The following is a 15,508-nucleotide window of genomic DNA, read 5'->3' on the forward strand; positions in this document are numbered from 1 at the left end:
ATACGCGCACTGCGATAACCGAGCCTGCCCACGAAGCGGTGAGTGTTCTCCGAGGCGGAGGAGAAGTACACCAGGAGCGGGCCGCCCCCGGGACTCGAGGCGGGCACGCCCCTCAGACCGCGAGGGCCTCGACGGCGACGGCCAGGGCCTTGATCTTGTCCGGACGGAAACCGGACCAGTGGTCCTCTCCGGCCACGACCACAGGGGCCTGGGCGTAGCCGAGGGCCCTGACCTGCTCCAGGGCCTCGACATCGAGCGCGACGTCCACCGTCCGGTAGACCAGACCCGCCTTGTCCAGGGCGCGGTAGGTAGCGCTGCACTGCACGCAGTTGGGCTTGGAGTAGACGGTGATCGCCATATCGGTCACTTCCTGGCTCTGGTGAGGAGGGGTCGTTGGACAGCACTCGGGCGTCGCCTGCGGTACCCTCACCGGGAGGTTCCACCGCCGTAACAACGCTCGTGTAGTTCTCGGGCGGGCATGCCCGCCTCGCTGGGCAAGACACTACCCCTAGTGGTGGAAACGCGCCAGCACCACTACATGATGTGTCGCGGGTGGTGCTGTGCACAACCGCTCCTTTCCTGTGGAGAGCCGCCGCCGGCCTGTGGACGCCGGGGGCGCGCACCGCTCGCAGCCCCTGGCGCCGCGACCCGACGGACGGCCCCCGATCTGCGGAACCATGCTCCCCCAGGGGTGCGACACGAATTCCGCCCCTTACCCACAGGTCTCCACGACCGCTCCGGCCGGCTCCGTCCCCACCCTGGGGACAACTCCGCGGAGCCCGTCTCCGCAAGCGGGTTGCGTCGGGCGTGTCGCGTCTTCCGGCACGCCGTCGCCGGGCCCCTCCCGCCCTGCGGAGGCCCGCCGCCGCACTGCGATTCCGCCGCTCCAGGCCGACCCCGGGCCCGCCCCGGGCCGGAAGGAGGCCGCCCCATTTTCAGAAACTCATAAACTTTTACCGGCTACTCACAGGCTATTCACAGATCTAGGCGTTCGACTGGAAGCCTCCGGTCGGGGCAGTGTGCTCACCGGCCTGTCTTGCCCTGACGAACCACCAAGAAGGAAGGAATCCGGCAATGACCCTCGCTGCATTCGCCTCCATCTGCATCGACATGGTGGCTCTGGCCGTCCTGGTAGGAGCCCTCTACATACCCCGACACGGGCGCCGGGACCTTGTGGCCGCCTATATCGGCGTCAACGTGGGCGTCCTGGCGGTCACCCTCCTGCTGTCCAACGCGGAGGGCCTGGGAGCAGGGCTGGGGCTGGGGCTCTTCGGCGTCCTGTCGATCATCCGTCTGCGCTCCACCGCCCTGGCCCAGGGCGAGGTCGCCTACTTCTTCGCGGCCCTGGCCCTCGGTCTGATCGGAGGCATGGCGACCAGCCTTGGACTGACCTCCATTCTCATGGCACTGGTTCTCGCCGCCCTGTTCGTGGGCGACAACCCCAGGCTTATGCGCCGCAACCGCAACCAGGTGGTCACGCTCGACCGCGCCATCAGCGACGAGGCCGAGCTCGCCGGCCGGCTCGGAGAACTCCTCAACGCCAAGGTGCTCAACCTCGACGTGCAGCGCCTCGACCTGGTCAACGACACCACCGTCGTCGACGTCCGCTACCGGCTCTACCGCCCCCTGCCTCAGGCCGAGGTGCAGCAGGAAGTGCCGCAGCACGACCAGGTGCAGGCCTCATCGCCGGAAGGCCTGACGACGGCGCCGCCCCCGGAGGGCCTGGCCGCGAGGCCGGAGGGCCTGGCGCCCCTCTCCCACGAGGGCCTGGCCACGACGGCGTCGTCGGGGGGTCGGACCGCCCACTCCCGCGACGGCCTGACGACGGCGCCCCGGGAGAGCCGCGCATCCTTCTCCCGCGAGGGCCCGGCCACGCGGACCCAGGAGCTTGCGGCAGCGTCGCCGCCCAGGCGCTCGGAGCGGCGGACCCAGTGGAGACAGCCGGAGCAGCCCGACCAGCAGGGCCCGCCCGCGGCGCAGCAGAGCCCGCCCGCATCGCGGACGCGGACCTCGCGAACGGAGTCCTCGCGGACGTCGCCGCCGTCCTATCCCAGATCCTACTAGATCCTACTGACCCGGCACCGGCCTCATCGTCCATCGCACCGGAAGGAGGGCAATATGCCACGCACCGAGCACCTCAACACCATCACCCTCGACGAGCTCAACGCCGAGGCGAGCCTGCTGACCCGCATGGACCGCAAGTACCTGGTCCCGCCCACCGATGCCCAGAACGTCATCGATCTCCTCGCGCCCAAGGCCCAGGTCCTGCAGATCGACGGGCTCCGCAGCTTCCAGTACGCCTCGACATACTTCGACACCCCCTCGCTGGACGCCTTCTTCCTGGCGGCCCACAAGCGCCGCCGCCGCTACAAGGTCCGCACCCGCACCTACCTGGACTCCGGCCTGTGCTTCCTGGAGGTCAAGACCAGCGGCTTGCGCGAGGCCACGGTCAAGGACCGCCTGACCTACAGTCCCGACGACGCCGACCGCCTCACCGACGAGGCCCGGGACTTCGTCGTCGAGCGCCTGGCGGAGTCCGACACCTGCCCGCCCGACGAGGCCCGCCAGGTCGCAGACGCCCTGGTGCCGGTCATGGACACCACCTACGAGCGCACCACGCTGCACCTGCCCGACGACAGCGCCCGCGCCACCATCGACGCCGCCCTGACCTGGGGAGCGCTCGGGCCCGACGGCGCCCGGACGGATCACCGGCTGGCCATCAACGGGCTGACGGTCATGGAGACGAAGAACCCCTCCACGGCCGCCCCCACCGACAGGCTGCTGTGGGCCCAGGGCCACCGGCCGACCCGACTGTCGAAGTACGCCACCGGCATGGCGGTGCTCCACGAGAGGCTGCCCACCAACAGGTGGCACCGCACAATCGCCCGGGACCTCGACAGGTACCAGCGCGAGGCTCCGGCGCGTCAGGGCCGCTGAGGCGCGGCCACCGGCCCGGCTGGGTCCCTCCCGGCGCGGCCACCGGCCCGGCCCGTCCCGGGACGCATGGCACCATGACCGCCTGCACCATGCGTCTACTGCCTCGCGCGCGGAAAGACCTCCGTCGTGTCCGGACCGCGCAGGGCGCGCCTCCCCCGGCACCCGGACGACGCGTTACGGTGGGTCGAGCCACGCACGAACGCACTATGACCGGAGAGCCGAGTATGGACGCCGCCGACCGCCGCAACGCGATCCTCAGGAGACTGGAGGGCACCACCACGCCGCTGCCCGCGGCCAGACTGGGGGAGGACCTCGGCGTGTCCCGCCAGATCATTGTCGGCGACGTCGCCCTGCTGCGCGCCTCGGGCCACTCGATCCACGCCACCAACCGCGGATACCTCCTGGCGCGCCCCGCGACCCGGCCCCGGCGCTCGCTGACGGTGCAGCACACCCGCGAGCAGATCCCCGCCGAGCTCTCCGCGATCCTCGACGCCGGCGGCGCCGTCATCGACGTCTCCATAGAGCACCGCCTCTACGGCCAGATCACCGCCGACCTGCTCATCCGGGACCGCCGCGATCTCAAGGCCTTCCTCGCCCGTCTGGCCGACTCCTCCTCCCTCGCCGAGCTGACCAACGGCTGGCACACCCACACGATCGAGGCCGACTCCGAGGAGCGCCTCGACGAGATCTCCCGGCGGCTCGATGAGCTGGGGCTGCTGCGCTCGGAGGAAGCCGACTGACCCGGCCGGGAACCGGCCGCGCGAACGCAGGGGCGACGAAGACATACGGACCTCCTGCACACCTCACAGGTTTCTCATGAGTTCGACGGGTTGACTCTTGGCCGGCCCGGCGCCGCCCCGCGACGCGCCCCGGCACCGACAACCGCAACCGACCCGCCCGGCGGCAGCCGAGCACCAGCCGCCGGGTCACCGGCACCAGGAGACACCCATGCTGAACCCCCTGAAGCACCTCACCGCCCGCCCCGCCGGGCGCCCGGCCGCGTCGGGGCCCGCCCGCCCCGCGGCCCCGCGCAGCCCCGGGGCGCGCCGCGCCGGCGGCGCGATCGCCGTCCTGGCCTCGGCGGCGCTCGTCGCGTCCTGCGGGACGACGACGGCGACCAGCGGCGGGTCGTCGGGCTCCGGCACGACCATCAGCAGCGCCGTCAGGCAGGCCTCCATCGGGGCGTCCGCGGCCGACATCCTGGCTGCGAACGCCGACACCTCCGAGGCCGCCGCAGCCGCCACGAGCGCCGACAGCGCCGGCGCCTACGACTCCTCCGCCGCCACGATAATCACGGCCTCGGGCAGCTCGGTTAAGGTCTCGGGGACCGGCACCGGCAATGTCACCACCGACGGCGCAGACGGCGCGACCGCCACCATCACCGGCTCCGGCACCTACGTCGTGAGCGGCACCCTCGACGACGGCCAGATCGTCGTCGATGCCGACGACGCCGACGTCCGCCTCGTCCTGGCGGGCACCTCGATCACCAACGCCGACGGACCCGCGATCGACATCCAGGACGCCGGCAGCGCCGTCATGGTCCTGGCGGAGGGCACGACGAACACGCTGGCCGACGGCCCCGCCTACGCCGACACCGGCGAGGACGCCGCCACCGCCGCCCTGTACTCCTCGGACACGCTCACCATCACGGGCACAGGCTCCCTGGACGTGACCGGCTCGTACAAGGACGGCATCTCATCGAAGAACGGGCTCGGCATCACGGGCGGCCCGACGATCACGGTCAACGCCGCCGACGACGGCGTGCGCGGCAAGGACTACCTGCTCGTGAGCTCGGGGAGGCTGACGGTGACCGCGGGCGACGACGGCCTGAAGTCCTCCGAGGACGACGACGAGACCAAGGGATTCGTCGCGCTCGGGGCCGCCGCGGTGACCGTCGTCTCCGGGGACGACGGCGTATCCGCGACCACCGACGTCACGGTGGACGGCACGACGCTGTCGATCACCGCGGGCGGCGGGCAGGCCAGTGCCACCGTCTCGGACCAGGGGCCGGGGCAGGGAGGGCCGGAGCGGGGGGCGCCCGGCCAGGACCAGTCCGCCGGCTCCGCCGAGGAGGACTCCACCCCCTCCCCCAAGGGCATCAACGCCGGGGTGGCCTACGCCCAGGACTCGGGAAGCGTCACCATCGACGCCGCCGACGAGGGCCTGCAGGGCGCGTTCGTCAATGTGAACGGCGGAAGCCTCGACATCGCCTCGGGCGACGACGGCGTCAACGCCTCCAACGGCGACTCCACCATCGAGGGCTATGAGAGCGCCGACTCCGAGTCCGACGACGGCTCGGCGCTCACGATCTCGGGCGGCCAGGTGCAGATCGACTACGCGAGCTCGGACGGCATCGACTCCAACGGCTCGGCCCACGTCACCGGCGGCGAGGTCGTCGTGGGCGGCGCGGCGGGGGCGATGGACGGGTCGGTGGACGCCAACGGGGAGACGACGCTGGTGGGCGTGTCCGCCTCGCTGGCGGTGGCCGAGGGCGACACGATCACCGTCACGAGCGCGGACGGCACGAGCTGGACGCTGACCAGCAGGGTCTCCGCCGACGCGGTGACGGTGCTGGGGCTGAGCGAGGGCGTCGAGTACACAGTGTCGACGACGTCGGGCGGCTCGACGACCGCGACCGCCTCGGCCCTGAGCGCGGGCATGGGCGGCGGCCCGGGAGGCCCCGGCGGACCGGGCGACCAGGGTGGTCCCGAGGGCGGACAGGCTCCGGGTCAGGGAGGCCCCGGCCCCAAGGGGTGACCCCCTTTTTCGTTGAGATCGGTTCAGTTCCGCGCCGAGAGTACCGGACGGCCGGGCGCGTCTCAGCCGGGGACGCGGATCCAGGCGGTCGCGTCGGCCGGCAGGACGTTCACGGCCTTGCCAGTACAGCCGATCGCCTCGCCGTCATCGTCGGCCCCGACCACGGCGAGCGGGGCGGAGGCCAGCAGCACCTCGCCGGCCGGCAGCCCGACGTCGGCGCCGAAGGCCGTCCAGCACTGCACGCCGCCGCGGGAGAAAGCCAGCACGCACTCGTCGCGGCGCACCCACTCCAGCGGCGCTGCACCCGCCGGACTCCAGACCTCGCGGCGCAGCCGCAGGCCCTGGCGGTACAGGTGCAGCATCGAGCCCGGGTCGGCCTCCTCGACCTCGACGGCGCGCTCACCCCAGCCCGCCGGCTGGGGCAGGTGCGGCCGGGCGCCGCCTGCGGGGCCGAATCCGAAGGAGCCGCCGGACGCCGTCCACGGCAGCGGCACGCGGCAGCCGTCGCGCCCCTTCTCCTGGCCGCGCATGCGGTGGGCGATCGGGTCCTGGAGGCGATCCTCGGGGATGTCGGGGACCTCGGGCAGGCCGAGCTCGTCGCCCTGGTAGAGGTACACGGCCCCGGGCAGGGCCATGACGATCATGGCGGCGGCGCGCGCACGCCGCTCGCCGCGGGCGGGGTCGCAGGCGGGGGCCGCGCCCTCAATACCGTCGGCGCTGATCCACCGGCGAGCCATCCGCTGGGCGATGCCGGCGGGGTAGTCGGGGTCGGGCCCGCCGGGAGCGACGTCGTCGGCGAGGTCGAAGCCGTAGCGGGTGGCCACCCGCGGGGTGTCGTGGCAGCCGAGCACCCAGGTGGTCGAGCCGCAGACGGCCTCGTCGGCCAGGCCCGCGTCGATGGCCCAGCCGACGGAGCGCGCGGTCCAGTCGGCGTCCTGCATCTGGAAGTTGAAGGCCTGGCCGAGGCTCGCGGCGTAGGCGGGACGCCGGGAGGCGACGACGCCGGCCTCGGCCACGGCGAAGCGCGGCGGGTCGTAGGAGTCGAGCACGGCACGCCACCGGCGGTAGATGTCGTGGACCTCGTCGCGATCGAACAGGGGGTGGGAGCCGTCGTCGGGCAGCGGCCACCAGGGGATCTCCGCCATGGGGCGGTAGGGCTCGGACATGTCCTTGACCATGCCGGGGGCCATGTCGATGCGGAAGCCGTCCACGCCGCGGTCGCACCAGAAGCGCAGGGTGGCCAGGAAGTCCTCGCGCACGGCGGGGCTGTCCCAGTTGAGGTCGGGCTGCTCGGGGGCGAAGATGTGGAGGTACCACTGGTAGGGGCGGGGCGTGCCGGGGCCGGTCAGGGGGCCGTCGGGGCCGATGTCGTCGATGCGCTCCCAGGCGGAGCCGCCGAACATGGAGCGCCAGTCGTTGGGCGGCTCGGCGCCGTGGGGACCTGCGCCGGGGCGGATGTGGTAGAGGGCGCGCTCGGGGGCGTCGGGGCCGCCGGCCAGGGCGGCGCGGAACCATGCGTGGCGGTTGGAGGAGTGGTTGGGGACGATGTCCACCATGACGCGGATGCCGGCGGCGTGCAGGGCGGTGACCATGTGGTCGAAGTCGGCGAGCGTGCCGATCTCGGGGGCGACGTCGCGGTAGTCGTCGACGTCGTAGCCGCCGTCGGCCAGGGCGGAGGGGTAGAAGGGCGAGAGCCAGACGGCGTCCACGCCCAGGGCCGCGAGGTAGGGGACGCGGCTCGTGACGCCGGCGAGGTCGCCGACGCCGTTGCCGTCGGAGTCCGCGAAGGAGCGCGGGTAGATCTGGTAGACGACGGCGTCCCTCCACCACTGCCGGGCAGGAGCGGAGGCGGCCTGAGTAGCCGGCTCGGCCGACGACGGCGCGGGGGCAGGGCGGGCGAAGGGCCCGCCGGCGGGCTGGGCGGGGGCGGACGGCGTGATCGGCGCTGCCGGTGCTGCCGGTGCGCTGGGCTGGTGGTCTGCGGTCACGGGCGCATCCTGCCAGGCCCTCCCGCCGCGCGTCCGCGCACCGCCGCGGCGCCGCCGCCCGGTCCAGGCGCGGCTGCCTCAGCCGCGGCCGAAGCGGCGCTGTCGGCTTAGCGGGACACGCCCAGGGCGGCACCGATCACCGTCCAGGAGTCGCCGGCGTCTTCTGCCGCTGCGACGGCGTCGTAGAATTCCTGCTCCGCCTCAGCCTGCCTCTTCCGGGCCGCGATAGTCCTGCGGAACCCTGCGGCGTCGCGAGCGGGAGCGCGAGCAGGGTCGAGCGAGCCCAGTCCGACGCGATCCCGGCGGCACTGGATGTCGCGATCCCGCGTGGCGCGCGTGTCCCCGCCTCCAGCGGCGCTCTCGCCCGGCACTCCTTCGACCGGGCCGCCTTCGCGCTCGGCCCAGCCCAAGGGCTCGAACAGGTCGGGCCGCCACTTGTCAGGGGTGAAGGGGAAGTACGGGTCCGCGCTCATGACTGACCCTCCTCGCGGTGGGACTCTACTGCGGCCGGGCAGGCAGGCCGCGTCGGCCGCGGCGAGAAAGGCTCGCTCAGACATGGGAACTACACGGCGCGGTGGAGACGGATGGCGGTAACAGGCGAACGGTCCGCGCAGACGCGGGAACTGCACATGGGAGAGAGGGACCTTCACTGGACGAAGGCTGGTTTTCGTTGTAATTATGCGGATTATTGACAGCCGTCAAGATCAGTTGACGGGCTCCCATGTGCGTCGAGGGGGTCTGTGCACATGGGAGCAGTGCTTCGGTTGCAACCGAAAACTCATTTCCGCATGATTCCGCGATTCTGCGCGGTGCGGGTCGCGCGCGAATGTGCGGCTTCCGACCATCGCCGCTCACGGGCCCTCGGCCGGCTCCCAACAGCGCCGCACTCGTCCCTTCCCGACCATGTTGAAGCCGCTCCGGCGCCGACCCCGGCTGGGGACACGCCCCGGAACGAGCTCACGGCGCCTCGGGCACCCCACGGGCGCCGCAGCCGCCCCGACCGCCCCCGGAATCACTCAGCCAGAAGACCGAAGCCGCCTCCGGGTCTCATCCATGTGCGCCCCTATCCACTCGGCCACAGGCGATGGCATGCGGTCCCCCGCGCCGTCGGCCCAGGCGTCGCAGAAGCGCTCAAGAGTCTCGTCGACGACGTCGAGGACTTCCCCGTTCCCCACGCGCAGCAGACCCTTCAGGCGCGCGAAGTGCTCGCGCGAGACCTCGGAGAGCCGCGTGGCGCCGAGGAAGGGCAAGCCGAGCTCGGGGTCGCCGGGAGCGGGCAAGTAGACGGCCGTGCACACGAGGTCATAGGCGGGCGAGAGCCCGGCCCGTTTGCGGTCGGGGTAGATGAGGGACCAGTTCTTGAGGTGGGCGTCGCCGTTGCCGATCAGCAGGTTGAAGACGGTGCGCCGCACCATCTCCCGCAGCGAGGCCCGGTCCTGCCCGCGATAGGCGATCGCCGCAACGATCTCCACAGAGGCCTGGTACTTGCCCTCCCCGGATCCGAAGCGCCCGAGGACCTGAGCGAAGTCCTCCATATGCACCCGGTCGCCCGCCGTCCTGTCGAAGCGCTGCACCATGTACGCCTCGACTTCATCCGAAGGCCAAGTCCCCTCTCCGAGATCATCCACCCGATCGCGCCGCACCATCCGAGTCTCGGGAACCTCGATACCGATATCACGCGCCAGCCCCATGACGGCGAGCTCATTGGCGGGCAGCCTCGGAAAGGCGGTATCGGGAACCTTGACGATCCAGTCTCCGCCCTCACCGTGCGCAGGAAGTACGATCCGGTCCCCGTTCTGCCGCACAGAGAACTTCATCCCCATCCCGGCCAGGGAGAAGCGCACGCGACCAGCCGCACTCGAAGCAGGAGCAGAAGTCTCAACCGAGTTGTCGAGACCCGTATCGATATGAGCCTGTAGGTCCGGAACGATCTCAACCGCTCCCGGCAGATCACGACCGATCCGCACGAGCAGGTCGATCTCCTGGTAAGAGCTCACTCCCTGCTCTCGGGCAATAAGGTCTCGCAACCGTCCCTCGGGAAGCAAATTAGAGAACCAGGCGGGCACACGATTAATGGCGTGCGGCCGCTTTTTCGGGTGTTCCTCGAACCACCTACCGAGAACCGCACGGTCGGGACGGTCCCAGTAGTCACCGTCAAGGATGAACTTTGTAAAGGCGTCTCGACGATGAATGGAACCGACGTGCACACCATGAAGAAGGACCGCGTAGACCGCCTCGATCACGATCTCGTACCTTCTACCGCCTCCGCGGCGTCGCCGTCGAATACCCAGTCGTCGAACGGGGGAGAGTCCTCATGTCCGTATGCGGCACGAGCCATAATGAAGTCCTCAAGGTAGCGATACAGCACCTCGGCCCTAAACCGGACCGCCTTGTCGTACTCGTTACTCTGCAAAAACTGCAGGATATCCTCATTCAGGAGCAGGGAGTCGAGATCAGATCCATCGCCCAGAACTGCGAGCAGCTGGCGCCGGTCCGGAACGGAAATAACTTTACTCGCGGCGACGGCGGCACCCTCGCACAAGGAGGAGGGCGGGACAAGATCGGCGACCACAGCGCGCGGGGTCGTCTCCCCCTCCAGCTGCGCGTTCAGCATCTCCACCGTCATAGGCTCCCCCGTATCAGGATCGACCGGCCCCCGGTTCCACATCGCGGTAAGGACAACCTTGCTGTCCGCACGCGTCGCCCGGAACACGCTGAGGTCGGGCACCCGCGGCGCACTCTTCAGAGTCGCCGCGCCAAGGAGCCGCTGGATCGACGTCGACTCCTCGCCAGGGGCCAGACATGCGGCCATATCACGAAGATCGGTCTGCGACCCATTGATGCCGAGCTCGTCAGCGCCGATGCTTGTACGCCAGAACCAGCGTCGGAGCAGCTCAAGGTTACGGTCATGAGGCTCCGGGAACAATGCGAAAAACCTGGCCAGGACAAGCAGCTGGAACCGGAAGGGAAGAAAGGTCATGTGCGGGACACCGCACTGCTCCTGAAGGAAGCGTACGGCAGCGACCAGCGCTCGCTCTGTCGCCACATAGGCCTCCTCTTCGCTCTCGCTTGGGAAGTCGCTCACAAGACGACGGCTGGGAGCGAACTCTCCGTGAATATCTCGAGTGATATCCGTGTGGCGGCGCACCAGGAGCGCCTGCACAACGACCTTGTTCGCAAGCACACCGAAGTGAGTCTGCTCGTCGACGTGCGTGGCGATCCCCGACGTCGTCAGATCCGCGTCCGGCCCGCCGTGGATGGCGTCGAATATCTCTGCGGCGTTGAGCTTCTTCCCGCGGTTGTTGATCCTGTCGAAGACCTCACGGAGAACCTGCTCGTCAGCGTCCTCCATAATCGTGGCCGGTACCGAGACGCTCGCGAGACGACCCGTAACCTCCTGGATGTGAGGGGCAAAATCCGCCCCGTCCGGGTTGTCTCCCAACCACGCCAGCGCCCGCCCGAGATCGAACAGGTCGGGCAGCGGGACGACAAGAGGCGGGTCGGGCTCGCGGAGCGGCACAACCTTCCTCTCCCTCAGGGAGTAGCCGAGAGCGAATCGAGGGTCATGCGACCCTACAGGGTCGACGACGTTGACGAGGCTCGTAATACGTTGCTGCCCGTCCACAACCCACAGGGCGTCCAGCATCTGCCTGGCCTCGATACCCAGGGCGCCGATCCGCAAACGCTCGGCCCTGGCCTCGCGCTTCCAAAGGAGCAGGCTGCCAATGGGGTACCCACGGAGCACCGAGTCAACAAGATTGAGAACATCTCGCCTCTCCCACCGGAACGACCGCTGGAACTGCGGCACTCTCAGCCGCCCAGCCTTCACGAGGTCCCGCAGCCCCGCGATGCTGTAGCTCTGGCTGGTTGAGAGCGCCTGCGCTTCGTCCATGCGTCAATTATGCCGGGTGCCGCCGACACGCTCGGAGAACGCTCTCGAGACGGCACGGTTGACCCCTCAGCACTCCACGACGTTGACGGCCAGCCCGCCGCGGGAGGTCTCCTTGTACTTGGCGAGCATGTCCTCGCCGGTCTGGCGCATGGTCTCGATGACGGTGTCCAGGGACACGGTGTGTCGCCCCTCGCCCCACAGCGCCATGCGGGCGGCGTTGATGGCCTTGACGGCCGCCACCGCGTTGCGCTCGATGCAGGGGATCTGCACGAGCCCGCCCACCGGGTCGCAGGTGAGCCCCAGGTTGTGCTCCATGGCGATCTCGGCGGCGTTCTCCACCTGCGCGGGCGTCCCGCCGAGCGCCTCCGCCAGCCCGGCCGCCGCCATGGACGACGCCGAGCCCACCTCGCCCTGGCAGCCCACCTCCGCCCCGGCGATCGAGGCGTTGGTCTTGATGAGCGCGCCCACGGCGGTCGCGGCGAGCAGGTAGCGGCGCGCCCCGTCGTCGTCGGCCCCGGGGATGAAGCGCTCGTAGTAGGCCAGGACGGCGGGGACGATCCCCGCGGCCCCGTTGGTCGGGGCGGTGACCACGCGCCGCCCGGCAGCGTTCTCCTCGTTGACGGCCAGGGCGAACAGGTCCACCCAGTCCATGCCACGCAGCGGGTCGGCCATGGTGAAGGCGGCGGCCGGCCCGGTGGACTGGGCGAGCAGCCGCTCGTGCAGTGCCTTGGCCCGACGCCGCACCCCCAGTCCCCCAGGCAGCGTGCCGTCGGCGGCCAGGCCGGCCTCGATGCAGGCGGTCATGGTCTCGCGCAGCCGGTCAAGGTAGGCGAGCACCTCCTCGCGCGGCCGGGCCGAGACCTCGTTGGCCATGACCGCCTCGGAGACGCGCAGCCCCTCGCGCTCGCAGACCTCCAGGAGCTCGGCGCCCGAGGAGAACGGGTAGGGCGCCGGGGTGGCGTGCATCTCGGCTGAGGCGGCGGTCGCCAGGGCCCGGATCGACGGCGCGCCGGGGGCTCCGGCGTCCTCCATGACGAAACCGCCGCCCACCGAGTAGTAGGTGCGGCGCAGCACCTCCTCGCCAGCGGCGCAGTAGGCGGTAACGGTCAGCGCGTTCGTGTGGTACGGCAGGACCCGGCCGGGCAGGAAGCGGATGTCCGTGGCCGGGTCGAAGGGCAGGGCCCCGACGCCATCGACGACGAGCTCGCCGGCCGCGGCCACATCCTCGTGCAGGCCCCGGCAGATCTCGGGCGGCACGGTCTCGGGCTCGTAGCCGGCCAGTCCCATGACGACGGCACGGTCGGTGGCGTGGCCGCGGCCGGTCGCGCCGAGCGACCCGTAGAGCTCGACGACCAGATGGGTGACGGGCCCGTCCGGGCGTCCCTCCGGGGCCAGCCGCCCCGCCGCGGCCCTCCGCCCGGGCTCACGCGCTCCGACGACGGCGTCGGCCAGCTCGCCGGCGAAGGCACGCCCGGCGCGCATGGGCCCGACCGTGTGGGAGGAGGAGGGCCCGATGCCAATGCGCATGAGATCGAAGACGCTCAGCGGGCGCGACGCTCGCTGCGCCGTGATCTCACCTGCCAGCAGGGCCGCCGGGGTGGCAGCGTCCAGACCGGTGGGGACGGGCGTCGTGTCGAGGCCGTTGTCGGCGGACAGAGCCGAGATCGTTGACGGCGTGGGCAGGGCGAGCGGTCGGTCACTCACAGCCTCGACCTGCTCGGCCCCCGCGAGGTCGCGAATGGTCATGACGCCATGATGCACCAGTGCGAGCCGGTATGGTGGCCTCGTGCTTGCGGTTCCTCCCACCCCAGATCGTCCCGCAAATGTTGACGCGCCCCCCGGCGCGCTCGTCGTGCGCCAGTTCTTCGCGCACCTGTCCTCTGAGCCGCAGATCTTCACCGCGGCGTTCATGATCGGCCGCGCCCCCGTCTGCGCCGTCATCGTCTCGCACCCGAGGGTGTCGCGCGAGCATCTCATGGTGGAGCCGACGCCGGTCGGCTGGCGCGCGACCTGTGCAGCGGGCCGCAGCATGCTCATTGACGGCCGCTGGGCGACGTCGGCGATCCTGACGCGGGAGACGCGCATCCAGCTGGTCGACCAGTTCGGACCGCTCATCTCCCTGACCCCTACCGGCGGCGCGCTCGGGCCAGGCGGCGCTCCCGTCGGTGTCATTCCCGCTGCCCCGCCCGGGCCGCCCGCCAGCGTCGCCCCCACCGGTATTCCCGGCCCGCCCGGGCCGCCCACCGGATTCCCTCCCACCGCCGCCGTTCCTGCCAGCGCCGGCCCGCCCGCCAATGGCGTTTCCGTCGGCCCGCCCGGGCCGCCCACCGGCGGCCTCCCCGCCAGCGCAGCCAGCGCCGAGCCGCCCGAGCCGCCCGGGCCGCCCACCGGTGCCAGCCCGCCCGGGCCGCCCACCGGTGCCAGCCCACCCGGGCCGCCCACCGGCGGCCTCCCCGCCAGCGCCGCCAGTGCACCTAGCGCCGCCAGCACTGTCATGCTCGGGTCCGGCGGCGCTAGCACGTCCGGGCCGCCCGGACCCACCGGCGTCACCTCCGCCGGCGGCGCCGCGAGCGGGGATCTTGCCGCAACAGGCGAGGTCACGATCAGTGGGTCGGGGACGATCGGTCGGCGTCCGGACAACTCCTTCATCGTCAACGATCCCACGATGTCGGGGCGGCACGCGCGCGTGGACGTGACCCCGCAGGGCGCGGTCGTCACGGATCTCGGGTCGACCAATGGGACATTCGTCAGCGGCCAGCGGGTCGATCGCTATGTTGTGACCGAGCCGACGGTGTTCGGCATGGGATCGACATTCGTCCAGGTCGACCCCAATGGCAAGTGCAGCATTCCCGTACCCGTCAATAGCGGTGAGCTGGTGGGTAAGGATCTGACGTTCAGTGTCAATGATGGCAGGCTGCGTCTGCTGGACGGGGTCTCGTTCAAGCTGCCGGGCAATGAGCTGCTGGCGGTGGTGGGTCCCTCGGGGGCGGGCAAGTCGACGCTGCTCAAGGCGCTGACCGGTGAGCAGAAGGCGCAGGCGGGGCAGGTGCTGTTCGACGGGCTGGACGTCTACGAGCACTATCCGGTGATGCGCAACAAGATCGGCGTGGTGCCGCAGAACGACGTGATCCACTCGGCGCTGACGGTGCGGCAGACCCTGGAGTACGCCGCCGAGCTGCGCTTCGCCAAGGACGTGTCCCGGGCGGAGCGGCGCGGGCGCATCGACGAGGTGCTGGAGGACCTGGACCTGAGCGAGCACGTGGGCAAGCGGGTCAAGAGGCTCTCGGGGGGCCAGCGCAAGCGGGTCTCCACGGCGATCGAGCTGCTGACCCGCCCGAGCCTGCTGTTCCTGGACGAGCCGACCTCGGGGCTGGACCCGCAGCTGGACCGCGACGTGATGGAGCTGCTGGCGACCCTGGCGCACGGGACGCGTCCGGGCGACACGGGGCGCACGGTGATGGTGGTGACCCACAACGAGAACCACATCGACCGGGCGGACAAGGTGCTGATCCTGGCGGCGGGGGGCAGGCCGGTGTACTTCGGCTCCCCGCGCCTGGTGGTCCCCTACTTCCGCGAGCGCCTGGCCGAGCTGCGGGCCGCCGGGCAGCTGGTGGTGCGCGCGCCGCGGGGCGGGTTCCCCGACCCCGGGCAGATCGAGGGGTTCGCCGACGTGTACGCGCTGATCCGCAACCACACCGACGTGCTGCGCGCCCACCTGGAGGCGGTCGAGCCGTCCACGCGGCGCGGGGACGGGCGGCGCATCCCCACCGCGCTGTCGGCCTCCCGCCCCAAGGCCCCCCAGCAGTCCGCCGCCCGGCAGGTCTCCACCCTGGTGCGCCGCCACGCGCGCATCATCGCCGCCGACCCCTCCTACCTCGCCTTCATGCTCGTCCTGCCCGTCATCATGGGCCTGCTCACCAAAGTCATATCCGGC

General features: G+C 71.0%; 11 protein-coding genes and 1 pseudogene. 5 read left to right on the plus strand and 7 right to left on the minus strand.

All coding sequences use genetic code 11. The features are described 5' to 3' along the window. Positions 1-107 (minus strand): annotated as a pseudogene (gene nrdI, locus O145_RS19770) (class Ib ribonucleoside-diphosphate reductase assembly flavoprotein NrdI); the annotation flags it as partial. Positions 108-112: 5 nt separating this feature from the next. Next, a complete protein-coding gene (gene nrdH / locus O145_RS14205) occupies positions 113-358 on the minus strand; it encodes a glutaredoxin-like protein NrdH (protein WP_043563920.1) in 246 nt (81 codons plus the stop codon). 716 nt (positions 359-1,074) lie between these two features. Between nrdH and O145_RS14210 the strand changes: the two genes are divergently transcribed. The 4 genes from O145_RS14210 (at position 1,075) to O145_RS14225 (ending at position 5,694) form a co-directional block, all read left to right on the plus strand. Further along, positions 1,075-2,064, plus strand: coding sequence for a DUF4956 domain-containing protein (locus O145_RS14210; RefSeq protein ID WP_043564162.1), 990 nt, complete (start codon positions 1,075-1,077; stop codon positions 2,062-2,064). A 54-nt stretch (positions 2,065-2,118) separates the two neighbouring features. Next, a complete protein-coding gene (locus O145_RS14215; protein ID WP_043564164.1) occupies positions 2,119-2,937 on the plus strand; it encodes a polyphosphate polymerase domain-containing protein in 819 nt (272 codons plus the stop codon). A 206-nt stretch (positions 2,938-3,143) separates the two neighbouring features. After that, complete coding sequence (locus tag O145_RS14220) at positions 3,144-3,677, plus strand: transcription repressor NadR (protein ID WP_229118599.1); 534 nt, start codon at positions 3,144-3,146, stop codon at positions 3,675-3,677. Positions 3,678-3,885: 208 nt separating this feature from the next. Next, entirely contained in the window at positions 3,886-5,694 is a 1,809-nt protein-coding gene (locus tag O145_RS14225; protein WP_043564167.1) for a carbohydrate-binding domain-containing protein, read from the plus strand. Positions 5,695-5,756: 62 nt separating this feature from the next. Here O145_RS14225 and O145_RS14230 read toward each other — a convergent pair whose 3' ends face one another. From O145_RS14230 to O145_RS14250, 5 genes are all read right to left on the minus strand, one after another. Next, on the minus strand, positions 5,757-7,682 hold the full coding sequence (locus O145_RS14230; protein ID WP_229118600.1) for a glycoside hydrolase family 13 protein: 1,926 nt from the start codon (positions 7,680-7,682) through the stop codon (positions 5,757-5,759). 107 nt (positions 7,683-7,789) lie between these two features. Then, the gene (locus tag O145_RS19425) at positions 7,790-8,155 is read right to left on the minus strand and encodes a hypothetical protein (protein WP_229118601.1); all 366 of its coding nucleotides are present in this window, start codon (positions 8,153-8,155) and stop codon (positions 7,790-7,792) included. A 543-nt stretch (positions 8,156-8,698) separates the two neighbouring features. Beyond that, on the minus strand, positions 8,699-9,925 hold the full coding sequence (locus tag O145_RS14240) for a type II toxin-antitoxin system HipA family toxin (protein WP_043564169.1): 1,227 nt from the start codon (positions 9,923-9,925) through the stop codon (positions 8,699-8,701). Beyond that, positions 9,922-11,574 carry a DUF262 domain-containing protein gene (locus O145_RS14245; RefSeq protein ID WP_043564171.1) on the minus strand — a complete coding sequence of 551 codons (1,653 nt, stop codon included), beginning with the start codon at positions 11,572-11,574 and terminating at the stop codon, positions 9,922-9,924. Before O145_RS14245 ends, O145_RS14240 begins: the two co-directional genes overlap by 4 nt. A gap of 66 nt (positions 11,575-11,640) precedes the next feature. Further along, positions 11,641-13,320 (minus strand): L-serine ammonia-lyase, encoded by a 1,680-nt coding sequence (locus tag O145_RS14250; protein WP_084682654.1) that lies wholly within the window; start codon positions 13,318-13,320, stop codon positions 11,641-11,643. 163 nt (positions 13,321-13,483) lie between these two features. On the opposite strand from O145_RS14250, the gene O145_RS14255 reads away from it, so the two are divergent. After that, positions 13,484-15,508 (plus strand): ATP-binding cassette domain-containing protein (locus tag O145_RS14255; RefSeq protein WP_169740375.1); only part of this gene is annotated, 2,025 nt, incomplete at its 3' end.

It is taken from the genome of Actinomyces israelii DSM 43320 (assembly GCF_000711965.1).
Classification (GTDB): domain Bacteria; phylum Actinomycetota; class Actinomycetes; order Actinomycetales; family Actinomycetaceae; genus Actinomyces; species Actinomyces israelii.